8 protein-coding genes and 1 pseudogene are annotated in these 13,533 nt (G+C 61.1%); 2 read left to right on the top strand and 7 right to left on the bottom strand.

The window, feature by feature from the left end; genetic code table 11:
- Positions 1-215 precede the first annotated feature (215 nt).
- Positions 216-1,082 carry a pirin family protein gene (locus JOE32_RS03040; protein WP_209981304.1) on the bottom strand — a complete coding sequence of 289 codons (867 nt, stop codon included), beginning with the start codon at positions 1,080-1,082 and terminating at the stop codon, positions 216-218.
- A gap of 278 nt (positions 1,083-1,360) precedes the next feature.
- On the opposite strand from JOE32_RS03040, the pseudogene JOE32_RS03035 reads away from it, so the two are divergent.
- Together JOE32_RS03035 and JOE32_RS03030 are read left to right on the top strand one after the other, a co-directional pair.
- A pseudogene (locus JOE32_RS03035) lies at positions 1,361-6,191 on the top strand (RHS repeat-associated core domain-containing protein).
- A 7-nt stretch (positions 6,192-6,198) separates the two neighbouring features.
- On the top strand, positions 6,199-6,615 hold the full coding sequence (locus JOE32_RS03030; RefSeq protein WP_209981302.1) for a hypothetical protein: 417 nt from the start codon (positions 6,199-6,201) through the stop codon (positions 6,613-6,615).
- Between the two features lie 123 nt (positions 6,616-6,738).
- Here the strand turns inward: JOE32_RS03030 and JOE32_RS03025 are convergent, their stop codons facing one another.
- The 6 genes from JOE32_RS03025 to JOE32_RS03000 all read right to left on the bottom strand — a co-directional run bounded on the left by JOE32_RS03025 (position 6,739) and on the right by JOE32_RS03000 (position 13,496).
- Entirely contained in the window at positions 6,739-7,968 is a 1,230-nt protein-coding gene (locus JOE32_RS03025; protein ID WP_209981300.1) for a M20/M25/M40 family metallo-hydrolase, read from the bottom strand.
- Between the two features lie 48 nt (positions 7,969-8,016).
- Positions 8,017-9,075 (bottom strand): diguanylate cyclase, encoded by a 1,059-nt coding sequence (locus JOE32_RS03020; RefSeq protein ID WP_209981298.1) that lies wholly within the window; start codon positions 9,073-9,075, stop codon positions 8,017-8,019.
- 354 nt (positions 9,076-9,429) lie between these two features.
- Positions 9,430-10,311 (bottom strand): LysR family transcriptional regulator, encoded by an 882-nt coding sequence (locus JOE32_RS03015; protein ID WP_209981296.1) that lies wholly within the window; start codon positions 10,309-10,311, stop codon positions 9,430-9,432.
- Positions 10,312-10,429: 118 nt separating this feature from the next.
- Positions 10,430-11,047, bottom strand: a complete 618-nt coding sequence (ycaC, locus tag JOE32_RS03010) for an isochorismate family cysteine hydrolase YcaC (protein ID WP_209981292.1) — start codon at positions 11,045-11,047, stop codon at positions 10,430-10,432.
- A gap of 23 nt (positions 11,048-11,070) precedes the next feature.
- The gene (locus tag JOE32_RS03005; protein ID WP_209981289.1) at positions 11,071-12,909 is read right to left on the bottom strand and encodes an amidohydrolase; all 1,839 of its coding nucleotides are present in this window, start codon (positions 12,907-12,909) and stop codon (positions 11,071-11,073) included.
- Positions 12,906-13,496, bottom strand: coding sequence for an antibiotic biosynthesis monooxygenase (locus JOE32_RS03000; RefSeq protein ID WP_209981287.1), 591 nt, complete (start codon positions 13,494-13,496; stop codon positions 12,906-12,908). Before JOE32_RS03000 ends, JOE32_RS03005 begins: the two co-directional genes overlap by 4 nt.
- Positions 13,497-13,533: the final 37 nt, after the last annotated feature.

Genomic DNA, 13,533 nt, shown 5'->3' with positions numbered 1-13,533 from the left:
GTTAAGCGCAGATTCCCTGTGGCGAGCAGGCTTGTCCTGCGTTGGGCTGCGAAGCAGCCCCAAAACCAGGCTCTGCGCAGTGCCAGGTAGACTGCGTTTTCCTTGATTGGGGGCTGCTTCGCAGCCCAACGCGGGGCAAGCCCGCTCGCCACGACAAGCCCGCTCACCAGAGGGAGGTGGTTGCCTTCTATGTGGCTGGGCCACCTCCCACAGAGTCAGGCATGCATCTGACCGAATTTGCCGGCCTGGAAATCGGCAAACGCCTGATGAATCTCCTGCTCGGTGTTCATCACGAACGGTCCGTGCCCGACGATAGGCTCGTCGATCGGCTCGCCGCTGAGCAGCAGCACCATGGCGTCGTCGTCCGACGCCAGTGAAAGCTGCTGGCCGTCACGCTCGAACAGCGCCAGTTGCCCTTGGCGCGCCACCTCTTCGCCATTGATCTGCACCGTCCCGCGCAGGATCACCAGCGCGGTATTGCGCCCGGCATGCAGGTCCAGGGTGACGGCCTTGCCGGCATTCAGGCGCAGGTCCCACACGTCAATGGGCGTGAACGTGCGCGCCGGGCCTTGGGTGCCGGCGAACTCTCCGGCGATCAGGCGCAGCTTGCCGGCGTCGTTGGCCAGTGGCAGCACAGGAATGTCACCGTCGACGATGGTCTGGTAACCGGCATCGGCCATTTTGTCCTTGGCCGGCAGGTTGACCCACAGTTGCACCATCTCCAGCGCCCCGCCGCTGCGGGCGAAGGCATCGGAGTGGAATTCCTCGTGGAGAATGCCCTTGGCCGCCGTCATCCACTGCACGTCGCCGGGGCCGATTTTGCCACCGGCGCCAGTGGAGTCGCGGTGTTCGACCTCGCCGTCGTACACGATGGTCACGGTTTCAAAGCCGCGATGAGGGTGCTGGCCGACGCCGCGCCGCTGCTCGGTCGGCGTGAAATCGGCCGGGCCGGCATGGTCCAGCAGCAGGAACGGGCTGATGTGCTTGCCCAGGTTGTCGTAGGAAAACAGCGTGCGCACCGGGAAGCCGTCACCGACCCAGTGGCCACGAGGGCTGGTGTAAAGACCGATAAGCTTTTTCATGATGTACCTCCAAAGTGCATACACCTTAAAACCGATAGCAATTGTGCGCTAGACGGTAAAAACAGCGTTGATCGTTCCATGTATGGAACGATACATCAGTGCGCGCTGTTGCGGAGCATCGTATGGGAGACAAGCTCTACTGAAACATCCCACAGCGCCGCCGGATAACCTCTACTCCCCTCCTACTCCGACCTCTGCAAAGTCCTTCGCCTGATCACACAGTGCGAGGGATTGCAGATGGAGTTGCTGGCTAAGGCCCCCGGTTGCGGGGCTGCTTCATGATTCCGGTCATTGCCAAGCTGGTGCTGACGCCAATGGATGCCAAGGCACCGGACGTCGAAAGCGTTTTTCGTGACTTTCGCGATTGCCTGAACACCTTCGACGCATGGGCCGAGAGCTTCTGGAGCGGCTCGGCGCTGGAGCTTGAACAGATCTTCAAGGTCGGCGAAGACATCACGCTGAGTGCACCGCTGTCTTCGCGCACGCCAAGCGCTGTTGTCGCGACCTGCCCCCGCCCAGGGTTCGCTGACCCTGGTGCATCTGTTCGAAAGCACTCGCTTCGTGCCCATCGGCGATACGCCGGTGATGGTGCAGGCCATCGCCCCGGATGGCAGCGCTCTGGGCGCCCCGCTCCATCGCACGATAGATGCCAGCGGCAGGCTTGAAATCCCGGAATGCACCCGCGGCCAGCCGTATCAAATTACCTTCTACCCCAATGTTTCCAAAGACCACATCAAGGCGCTGTATGCGTCTTATCAGTCGCTGACCGCCGGGCTGGAAACTCGCCTGCGCGAGGAATGGAAAGACACCTTCCAAGCGCAGTGGACTGAGTTCGCCAAAGTCCCACCCTTAAAGCGCAGCGCCCTGCAGGGCGCCGCCTTCGCGGGCGGTTTGGCCAAAGCCCTCTACAACCTGTGGGACAACATCACGCAGCTGTACGACCTGATCGCCAACCTCAAGGCCAACAGCGAGCAGTTATTGCGCTATGTCTCCCAAAGCGAGCTGGATGAGCTGCTCACACTGGGCAAGGACGCCATCGCCCATGGCCTGCTGGTGCTCAGTGATGAGCCGCTGCTGTTTATCTACCTGTCGGCGATGACCAGCTGGATTCGCCTGCTGCCGCCACCGCTGATGGTTGAGCTGGTGGGCGAAATCACCGGCGAGGTGCTGATCAATCTGTTGCTGATCTGGGCCACGCGGGGCATGGGCGTGAAGATTCGCCTGGGCGTGCAGGTGGTGGGTCATATCAAGTCCGGGCGGGTACGCCGCTGGCTGGAGATGCTCGCCGAGCAGTTGGCGCAGCCGGGGTTGGCGCGGCATGTTGAGGCGGCCAAGCCGTTGCTGCTGGGGAGCGCGGCCACGCCGATCAAGACGGTGGCGTCGCTGAAAATTGGCGAGGAACTGGTGCCGAACGCCGTGCCGGCGGTGCGCAGCAAGCAGCAGCGCACCGCACTCGTGCGCGAATCGCCTGTGGATGATGTGCCGGTTTCGGCGAAGAACCCGGCGGGGGATGCGGCTGCGCCTGCGGACAAGACCGTCACCCACGGCTGCCCGGTGTCGATGGTCACCGGCGAGGAATTGCTCACCCTCACCGACGGCACCTTGGACGGAATTCTGCCGTTTGAGTGGACGCGGGTGTATCGCACCAGTGCGGTGGAAATCGATGTTGGGCTGGGGTTTGGCTGGAGCCATGCCCTGGCGCAGCGGCTGGTGGTTGCGGGCGATTCGGTGGTGTGGACCGACCATGAAAATCGCTCGACCACCCTGCCCTTGCCGACCGCTTCGCGCCCGGCGATCACCAACAGCCTGGCCGAAGCGGCGATCTTCCTGGGCGATTTACCGGATGAACTGGTGCTGGCCCAGGCGTCGCGGCTTTATCACTTTCGTGATGGCGTGCTGGTGTCGATCAGCGATGCGTATGACAACCGGCTGCGCATTTCCCGCGACGTGCTGGGGCGCATTGAACGGCTGGACAACGGCGCCGGGCGCTCGCTGTGGTTGCGTTATGCGCAGGGCCGGATTGGCGCGGTGGACTATCAGGTGCATCGCGCCAAGGGGCGTGAGCCTTACGAGTGGGTGACTGAACAGACGGTTGTGTCCTACGCCTACGACGACACAGGCCGACTGGTGTCGGCGACCAATGCTGTAGGTGAATGCGAGGTTTATCGGTACGACGAGCAGCACGTGATTCTGGAGCGTGGGCTGGCCGGTGGGGCGAGTTTCTTCTGGGCGTGGGAACGTTCCGGCAAGGCGGCGCGCTGTGTACGGCATTGGGCCAGTTTTACGCAGATGGACACGCGCTATGTGTGGGGTGATGACGGGCGCGTCACCGTGCATAACGCCGATGGCAGTCAGGAAGTGTATGTGCATGACCCGCGGGCGCGGCTGGTGCAGCGGGTTGATCCGGACGGCGCTCAACACTTCAAATCCTACGATGAAAAAGGCCGGCTGACGGTTGAGCAGGACCCGCTGGGCGCGGTGACGGCGTATCAGTACGACGACGCTGGGCGCTTGGTGGCGCTGTTTCCGGGGGACGATGAGCCGACGTCCTACGAGCATGACAATGGCTTCGTACGGGTGGTGCGCCGAGGCGAGGCGGTTTGGAAGTACGAGCGTAATGAACAAGGCGACGTAACGCGTAAGACCGATCCTGACGGCCATGTAACCGACTACAGCTACAACAAACACGGGCAACTGATTGGCGTCTGGTATCCCGATCACAGTTGCCAGCGGCTGGTGTGGAATGAGCGCGGGCAACTGCTTGAGGAACAGTTGCCCAATGGCGGGATCAAGCGCTATCGCTATGACGACCTGGGACGGGAGGTTGCCCGCGAGGATGAGCATGGGGCGCTGAGCCAATACCAATGGGACAGCGTCGGTCGATTGACTCGCCTGATATTGCCGGGCGGTGCATGCAGGGAATACAGCTACAACGCCTACGGAAAAATCACCGCCGAACGCGATGAACTGGGCCACGTCACTCGCTACGAGTATGCCGACGGGCTGCACCTGATCAGTCGACGGTTCAATGCCGATGGCTCGCAGGTCCAGTACCGCTACGACAATACTCGGTTGCTGCTGACCGAGATCGAAAACGAGGTGGGCGAGACCTACCGGCTCGCTTATCACCCCAACGGGTTGATCCAGCAGGAAATCGGCTTTGACGGCCAGCGTACCGCCTACGTTTATGACCTCAACGGCAATCTGCAGGAAAAGACTGAATACGGCGACGATGGCAGTCAGTTGGTTACCCGCTACGCGCGTGACCACGCCGGACGCCTTGTCAGAAAAACCCTGCCCGATGGCGCCCTTGTTGACTATGCCTACGACCGCCAGGGCAATCTCCTCAGCGTCGTAGACGGTCACTGGGCGCTGGCCTACGAATACGATCGACAAAACCGCCTGACCGCCGAGCATCAAGGCTGGGGCACCTTGCGTTATGGCTATGACGCCTGCGGACAACTGCAACGCCTGCGCCTGCCGGACAACAACCGCGTCACGTTTAACCACGATAAAGGTGGCCACCTCGCGACGGTTCAGCTCAACGGTGAAGTGCTCACTTCGCATCTATTCAAAACCGGTCAGGAGCAGCAACGACAGCAAGGCGAATTAATCAGCCATTACCATTACGACGACCAAAACCGCCTGCACGCCCACGCCATCACGCAACGGGAAAACCGCCACTACCGCCGCCAATACGACTACGACAAATCCGGCAACCTCGCCCGCATCGTCGACACCCGCAAAGGCGAACACCGCTACGCCTACGACCCGCTCCACCGCCTGACCCGCGCCAATCATTCGCAGGACCTGCAGGAACGCTTCGGCCACAACCCGGCCGGCAACCTGCTGATGCACGACCGCCCCGGCCCGGACATCGTCGCCGGCAATCGCCTGATGATCCAGGGCGACCGGCATTACGACTACGACGCCTTCGGCAACCTGATCCGCGAACGCCGTGGCAAAGCTCACGCACTGGTCACCGAATACCGCTACGACTGCCAGCATCGTTTAACCAGCCTCACCCAACCCAGCGGACAAACCGCCCACTACCGCTACGACCCCTTTGGCCGCCGCATCAGCAAAACCGTTGACGGCGTAACGACGGAGTTCTTCTGGCAAGGCGACAAACTGATCGCCGAACACCACGCCGACCGCCACCGCAGCTACCTCTACGAACCCGACAGCTTCCGGCCGTTGGCCCTGCTGGAAGGCTTCGGTCCCAACGCCACCAAACCCTACCACTACCAACTCGACCACCTCGGCACCCCACAGGAACTCACCGCCGCAGACGGCGAAATCGTCTGGTCCGCCCACTACCGCGCCTACGGCCAGATCAGCCGCCTCGACGTCGGAAAAGTCGACAACCCGCTGCGCTTTCAAGGTCAATACTTCGACGAAGAAAGCGGCCTGCACTACAACCGTCATCGCTACTACAATCCGGATGTTGGGCGCTATCTGACGCCGGACCCGGTGAAGCTGGCGGGTGGGATCAATGCGTACCGATATGTGCCCAATCCTACGGGGTGGGTGGATCCGTTAGGCTTGAGTTCATGTCCCGGTGACGGTGGATGTAAACCCACCGCAGGGCTCGAAAACCCAATTGGAAAGGCCAAGGTAAACGAGCGACTGCCAACGCTGCCCATGCCGGTAGGAAAAGAGCGACGTGCGCGCATTGACGAGCTAACGGAGGAAAATGCAAAACGGCGCGTGATGGAAATTGAAAAAAAATATGATATGCATACAGTGGCTAAACACGGAAAAGAAATACCCAGCACCGCCATGCAAATGCGTTCAATAGATGGAACAAATCCCGCAAATGGAAAAAAAGGGAAAGTAAACTCCAGTTCTCAATTCAAAAGCTGGAAGGTGCATCTACACGCGCTTAATAAAGCCATCTATAAAATGCAGGGAGCCAATCCCCGCTATACAGAGCATGACGCTTCTGGCAACCCTGTGATCAAAATGGAAATAACAAACTCCGGACACGGTTACAAGCCCAACAAAAAAGACAAAAACAATCCAAAATATATGGAGAATATGAATAACGCTGAGGTCAGATTTGACAAAAATGATATAACTCGACCATTTACCGCGTTCCCATATTGAGATAATCATGTTGAAGTCACCTTTCAGAGACTCACCGTTCACACCAAAAATCTCCTACATTCTAGCCGCTCTATCTATTTACGACCTTGAAGAAACTAAAGGCGAGGCGCTTTGGGCATATGATCCTAACAGCAGTAAAGACCGGGAAATCATAATAAAAAATTATATCCTCGATGACCTTATGTATTTATCTTACAGGCATCGATTTATTCTGATATCGATGCTTAAAGATTCGCTGGATAGTCCGAATTTTGATTTTGCGAAAGAGTTCGAGAGTGACTATGATGAGCACATCACAATAGCTTGGGATGAAACAGAGATAGCCGACCCTAGAGGTTTTTTCGCCGACATCTACCGCTTAGCCCATGAGGTATGGAAGGATGACCTTCATAAAGCCAGCCTCGAAGATCAATCTACATGGTAGAACCAACACAACTTTTCCTGACACAACTAAGACCCTGTAGCGAGCTCGCAACAGCAACTGACTTTACACAGAGTAGTCTCACAAAAAAGGCTCACTCAACACCGAGTGAGCCCCCCCCCCCACTCACCGCTTCGAAAGTTCCATAATCATCCGACTCAACAAATACACCCGCGGCACCACACTCTCCACCTCCGCATATTCCTCCGGTGTATGAATATTGCCCCCCACAATCCCGAATCCATCCAGCGTTGGCGTACCCACTCCGGCCGACAAACTGGCATCCGCTGCACCGCCGCTGCCTTCGATGGTCAACTGCTTGCCCAACTCCCCATAAATGCCCTGGGCAATTGCCACCAACTTGTCGGACTCTGCTGTCTGCGGCATTGGCGGCAAGCCGCGTTTGAGCGTGGTGGTCACTTCGGTTTCCGGGATCAGCTTGTTGGCGGATACGCGCACCAGGTCCTTTTCGATCCGATCAAACTCTTCCGGCAATGCTGCGCGTACGTCAGCCTTGGCGGTGGCGTGGTCGGGGATGACGTTGGTGCGGTCGCCGGCGTTGATCACGGTGAAATTGATGGTGGTTTTCTTGTCTTCGTCGCCGAGTTTGCCCAGTTGCAGGATCTGGTGCGCAGCTTCCATGGCGGCGTTGCGTCCCAGTTCCGGGGCGACGCCGGCGTGGGCGGCTTTGCCTTTGACGTCGACCACGGCGGTGGCGCTGCCTTTGCGCCACACCACCAGGCCGTCGGCCGGGCGACCGGGTTCCAGGTTGAGGGTGACGTCGTGGTCCTTGGCGGTTTTGCGGATCAGGTCGGACGCGATATCGGAGCCGGTTTCTTCGCTGGCGTCGAGCAGGAACGTGATTTTTGCGTAGTCCTTGAAGCCCTGGTCTTTGAGGACTTTGAGCGCGTAGATACCGGCGACGATACCGCCCTTGTCATCCATCACGCCGGGGCCATAGGCGCGTCCGTCCTTGATGTGAAACGGGCGCTCGGCGGCCGAGCCTTCCTTGAATACAGTGTCCATATGCGCCATCAGCAGGATGTTGGCCTTGCCGCTGCCCTTGAGCGTGGCGATCACATGGCTGCTGTTGGCGGCGGCATCCGGGACGCGTTCGATGCTGAAGCCGAGTTGCTTGAGCTCATCGACCGCGATGTCGCTGACTTGTGTCAGGCCTGGCCCGTAGCCGGAGCCCGAATCGATGTTCACCAGGCGCTCCAGCAGTTTCAGCGCCTGGCCTTTGTATTGCTCGGCACCCGCCTGAATCTGTTTATGGGGTTCGGCGCTGTAGGCCGGGACTGCGAAGGACAAGGCCAGCGTGACGGCCAGAAGGGTGCGCGGGAAGGTGAAAAGCATAAACCGATCCTTGTTAAGTGCTGGTAGGAAAAGTCACACCCTACCCCACTAAACGGACCGCAACCAACTGCCTTGTACACAACTGACGCGGTTGCGCCCGCCGCTTTTGGCCTCGTACAGCGCGAGGTCGGCATCGTTGAGCCACCGGGTGCAATCGGCATGCTCCGCTTGATACGGCGCCAGGCCGATGCTCAAGCTGGCGCGCAAGGTCGGGTCCTGGTCATAGACCAGCGCGTTGAAGCGATCACGCAGGGTATCCATCACGTCGGTGGCACGATTGAGCGGCATGCCCGGCATGATGATGCAGAACTCATCACCCCCGTAACGCCCGGCCAGATCGGTGATACGCAAGTTCTGGCGCAACACTTTGCCCAACTGGCGCAGGACGATATCACCGGTGACGTGGCCGTAGGTGTCGTTGATGAGTTTGAAATGGTCGATGTCAATCAGCGCAATCACCGCGCCCTGCTGCTCCCGGCGACAGCGTTGGAACTCGATCTCCAGATGATCCTTCCACGCGCCATGGTTGAGCAAGCCGGACAGGCTGTCGGTACGGCTCAAGGCCAGCAGTTCGCGCTTATGCCGGGCCAGGGTCCGGGCCTGTCGATAGCAGATCCAGCCCAGTGCCAGCGGGTACAGCATCAGGATTGGCAGGCAGCCATACAGCTGGGCCTGGGTGGTCACGGCGACAAACGCCGGGGCGAACACCAGCAGCGCTGCACAAACGCCCAAGCCCTGCGCGATCCACCCTGCGCACATGAAGCGCGGGCCACCAATGGCGACGTTGTTCATCGTCATCATCGACAGTGTGGTGACGCTGGGCAGCGGATTGAAGTGCATGGCACCGACCCAGAACCCGCCGCAGAAGGAATCGAACAGTAAATTGCGCCGCTCGCTGCGCAGGGTGTGCACCGCCCGCAATGACAATTGAAACGCCACATGGGGCCAGACAAACGCGTTCACCAGCATCCACGCCCACACCCACGGCGATGGATCGAGGGGGTACATGCCAAACAACACGCACACAAAGCCGAGCGTCAGCCCCAGCGCGCGGGATTTATACAAACGGGTAGCGAGCGGAACTTCGTTTCCTCCTGGGGCAGCCATGGTCGCGTGTGATCCTGGATGAATGCCTGGAGTCTATCAGGGTAACGGCCATTAGCCACTAACGCTTATCGGCCGGTCGCTCATGCGCACCGAAGATCGAACGGGAGCCTCTGTGGCGAGCAGGCTTGTCCTAATGCCGTTCAGTTAAGCGCAGATTCCCTGTGGCGAGCAGGCTTGTCCTGCGTTGGGCTGCGCAGCAGCCCCAAAGCCAGGCGCTGAGCCGTATCAGGTACACCGCGTTTTGCTTGATTGGGGGCGCTTCGCACCCCAACGCGGGGCAAGCCCGCTCGCCACAACAAGCCCGCTCGCCACGACAGGCCCGCTGCCACAGGGATAAAGGGTCCATCTCCCCTGTCAGCAGCCACTCGCCAAACGCTCGCGCAAAAACTCAACCAGCGTCTGCACCGGCCTGGAGCTTTGCCGATGCTGCGGGTACACCGCCGACAACGCCAGGGCCTCGGGTGCGAAATCGTCCAGCACCGTCACCAGACGGCCGTCCTTCAACGCTTCACCGACGATGAACGTCGGCAAATAGGTGATGCCCAGACCTGCGATGGCCGTATCACGCAGCAGGTCGCCGTTGTTCACACGCATGCGCCCGCTGACATTCAGCGCCTGCACCTTGCCTTTGAACCGCCATTGCACCTGGCGACCGTGGCCGTAGGGCAGGCAGTCGTGTTCGGCGAGGTCGTCAGGTTTTTGCGGCGTGCCGCGCAGGGCCAGGTAGTCGGGGCTGGCGCAATACACGCGGGGGATGCTGGCGATGCGGCGGGCGATCAGGGTGGAATCTTCCAGGGTGCCGATACGCAGCACCAGGTCGTAGCCTTCGCCGATCAGGTCGACGGGGCGATCGCTCAAGTCGACCTCCACCGCGACGTGCGGGTAGCGCTGTAAAAACAACGGCAACAGGCAGCCCAGGTGCGCCATGGCAAACGACAACGGCGCACTCAGGCGCAGGGTGCCGCGCGGTTCGCTGTTCTGGCCAGCGATGCCCTGCTCCATTTGCTCGACATCGCTGAGCAGGCGCAGGGCGGATTCGTAATAGCGCTGGCCCAGTGGCGTCACATCCAGGCGCCGCGTGGAGCGGTTGAGCAGACGCACGCCGAGGCGGTCTTCGAGCTGGATCAGCCGACGGCTGACAAATTGCTTGGACAGGCCCAGTTGCTCGGCAGCGGCGGTGAAGCTGCCGGACTCCATCACCTGACAGAACAGGCGCATGTCTTCGAAGGGGTTCATTGTCACTTCTCGGTAGACAGTTGGCAGGTTTATAGCGGTTAACCAGGCACACCACAAAACACATTGTGGGAAGGGGCTGGCCCCCTCCCACAGGCAGCATCGGCCTGTTCTAAACGGATTACTTGGCAGTAAACGCCGAGTAGCTGTTCATCAGGTTGCGGTAGTTGGGGATGCGCGGCGACAACAGGTTGGCCAGGCCTTCCATGTCGTTGCGCCAGTCAACCTGCAGTTCGCAGGCCACGGAGAACCAGTTCACCAGCTGTGCACCGGCGGCGGTCATGCGGGCCCAGGCCGCTTGTTGCACGGTTTCGTTGAAGGTGCCGGAAGCGTCGGTGACCACAAACACTTCGAAGCCTTCAGCGAGGGCACACAGCGTCGGGAAAGCTACGCACACATCCGTGACCACACCCGCGATGATGATCTGCTTGCGCCCGGTGGCTTTCACGGCCTTGACGAAATCCTCGTTGTCCCACGCATTGATCTGGCCTGGACGCGCGATGTACGGCGCGTCCGGGAACAGTTCCTTGAGCTCCGGCACCAGCGGGCCGTTGGGACCGCCTTCGAAGCTGGTGGTGAGGATGGTCGGCAGGTTGAAAAACCTGGCGACGTCGGCCAGGGCCAGCACGTTGTTCTTGAATTCGTTGGGCGAAAAATCCTGTACCAGGGAGATCAGGCCAGTCTGGTGATCCACCAGCAGTACCACGGCATCATCTTTGTTCAAGCGCTTGTAGGTCATGGGTCAACTCCTTCAGGGGGGGTTTAAAAGGCAAAGCACGAGCAGCCAAACGCACCCCAGAACCCCTGGAAGTCGCTGACCGGCACGCTGGAAAGGCGCGCTGTTTCATGGCGGTGGGCATGCACGCCACAGGGGCCGCTGCACTGGTGAACCTGAGCCTGCATCGGTGCACCGGGGCGCCAATGGCCGGGTACCTTGACCACCGGCGACCAGTCCGGCAGCACCGGCACGCGTGGTGGCGCGAAATCCTCGAAGTCGCCGGCGCCGTACACCACCTTGCCGCCAACCACGGTGAGCACCGACTCGATCCACTTGATGGCTTCTTCGTCGACACTGAAAAAGTCCGCCGACAACGCAGCGACGTCCGCCAACTGGCCGACCTTGATCTGGCCCTTCTTGCCCTGCTCCGACGAAAACCAGGCGCTGCCATGGGTGAACAGCTCAAGCGCGGTGAGGCGCGGCAGGCCTTCGGCGTGCAGCGCCAGGCCGCCCACGGTGCGGCCGCTGACCATCCAGTACAGCGAGGTCCACGGGTTGTAGCTCGACACCCGCGTGGCATCGGTGCCCGCCCCCACCGGCACGCCTTCGGCGAGCATGCGCTGGATCGGCGGCGTGGCTTCGGCGGCCTTGGCGCCGTAGCGTTCAACGAAGTACTCGCCCTGAAAGGCCATGCGGTCCTGAATCGCGATGCCACCGCCGAGGGCGCGCACGCGCTCGATGTTGTGCGGGGTGATGGTTTCGGCGTGGTCGAAGAACCACGGCAAGCCATTGAACGGGATATCGCGGTTGACCTTCTCGAACACGTCGAGCATGCGCGAGATGGATTCGTCATAGGTGGCGTGCAGGCGGAACGGCCAGCGCTGCTCGACCAGATGACGCACCACCGGCTCCAACTCCTGCTCCATGGTCAGCGGCAGGTCGGGGCGTGGCTCGAGGAAGTCTTCGAAGTCAGCCGCCGAGAACACCAGCATTTCGCCGGCGCCGTTGTGGCGCAGGTAATCATCGCCCTGGTGCAGCGTGACGCTGCCGGTCCAGTGTTTGAAGTCGCTGAGCTCTTCCTTGGGCTTCTGGGTGAACAGGTTGTAGGCGATGCGCACCGTCAGTTGCTCGTCCCTGGCCAGTTGCTCGATCACCGCGTAGTCGTCGGGGTAGTTCTGGAAACCGCCGCCGGCGTCGATGGCACTGGTGAGGCCCAGGCGATTGAGTTCGCGCATGAACTGGCGGGTGGAGTTGACCTGGTACGCCAGGGGCAGCTTCGGGCCTTTGGCCAGGGTCGCATACAAAATCATCGCGTTGGGCCGCGCCACCAGCATGCCGGTGGGGTTGCCGTGGCTGTCGCGCACGATCTCGCCGCCCGGCGGGTTCGGCGTGTCTTTGCTGTAGCCGGCCACGCGCAGGGCCGCGCAGTTGAGCAAGGCGCGGTCGTACAGGTGCAGCACGAACACCGGCGTGTCCGGCGCGGCCTGGTTCAACTCGTCCAGGGTCGGCATGCGTTTTTCGGCGAACTGGAATTCGTTCCAGCCACCGACCACGCGCACCCACTGCGGGGTGGGCGTGCGGTCGGCCTGGTCCTTGAGCATGCGCAGGGCATCGGCCAGGGACGGCACGCCTTCCCAGCGCAGCTCGAGGTTGTAGTTGAGCCCGCCGCGAATCAGGTGCAGGTGGGAGTCGTTGAGGCCCGGGATCACCGTGCGGCCCTTGAGGTCGATGACCTGGGTGCCGCTGCCGCGCAGAGCCATGGCCTCGCCGTCGGTGCCCACCGCGACAAAGCGGCCCTGGTGGATGGCGACGGCGGTGGCGCGCGGGTTTTCACGGTCGACAGTGTGGAACTGGCCATTGAACAGGATCAGGTCGGCGTTCATAGGGTTTCCTTTACGGAGGCTTCGAGCCAGGGCGCGAACAGCCGGGTGGCCGCCGGCATCAACAGGTACACCACCAACAGCACGATGGTCAGGGTGACCAGAAAGGTGGAGACCACGTAATTGGAGAGGAACGGGTGCAGGCGCAGGATCGGCCCCCAGATAAAGGGCAGGATCAAGGTCTGCGGCAGGATCACGCACAGGCTCACCACCGCCTGCTTCCAGCGCGGCGGCTTGGCCGCGCTGTCGGCAAGGGGGGTGAACCAGAATTCGTTGGCGCCGCCGACTTCGGTGTGGTCGCCATCGGCGAGCATCGGCGCGGCTTCGTCGATCAGCAGCTTGCGCTGCGCGGAGTCGAGCCACACTTCAAGGTCGTGGGTGGAGCGATAGCGCAATACGCAGGTGAACAGCGCCTGGCCGTTCTGCGTGACGCGCACCACGTCGACGCCGAGGTGGCCGGGGCGCTCGCCGGCGATGTGCACGATGCGCCGCAGCCAGGCTTCGTAGTCGGCCTCGCGACCGCGCTTGATCAGGTGTTTGACGACCAGGGTGACGACTTCGTCGGGGCCGGTGCCGGATGTTGCGTCCATGGTGTTGAGTCCCCCATGCAGCGTTGAGCAATGGGGG

This window comes from Pseudomonas sp. PvP025 (genome assembly GCF_017832155.1).
Taxonomy (GTDB): Bacteria; Pseudomonadota; Gammaproteobacteria; order Pseudomonadales; family Pseudomonadaceae; genus Aquipseudomonas.
Note: the sequence above shows the minus strand (reverse complement) of the source record. Positions and strands in the feature narration are given on the sequence as shown.

What these genes read in the sequence shown, in the direction of transcription:
- JOE32_RS03020 (WP_209981298.1), bottom strand. Translation starts at nt 9,075, where the DNA reads ATGGCTGCCCCAGGAGGAAACGAAGTTCCGCTCGCTACCCGTTTGTAT.
- JOE32_RS03030 (WP_209981302.1), top strand. Translation starts at nt 6,199, where the DNA reads ATGTTGAAGTCACCTTTCAGAGACTCACCGTTCACACCAAAAATCTCC.
- JOE32_RS03040 (WP_209981304.1), bottom strand. Translation starts at nt 1,082, where the DNA reads ATGAAAAAGCTTATCGGTCTTTACACCAGCCCTCGTGGCCACTGGGTC.
- JOE32_RS03025 (WP_209981300.1), bottom strand. Translation starts at nt 7,968, where the DNA reads ATGCTTTTCACCTTCCCGCGCACCCTTCTGGCCGTCACGCTGGCCTTG.
- JOE32_RS03015 (WP_209981296.1), bottom strand. Translation starts at nt 10,311, where the DNA reads ATGAACCCCTTCGAAGACATGCGCCTGTTCTGTCAGGTGATGGAGTCC.
- ycaC (WP_209981292.1), bottom strand. Translation starts at nt 11,047, where the DNA reads ATGACCTACAAGCGCTTGAACAAAGATGATGCCGTGGTACTGCTGGTG.
- JOE32_RS03005 (WP_209981289.1), bottom strand. Translation starts at nt 12,909, where the DNA reads ATGAACGCCGACCTGATCCTGTTCAATGGCCAGTTCCACACTGTCGAC.
- JOE32_RS03000 (WP_209981287.1), bottom strand. Translation starts at nt 13,496, where the DNA reads ATGGACGCAACATCCGGCACCGGCCCCGACGAAGTCGTCACCCTGGTC.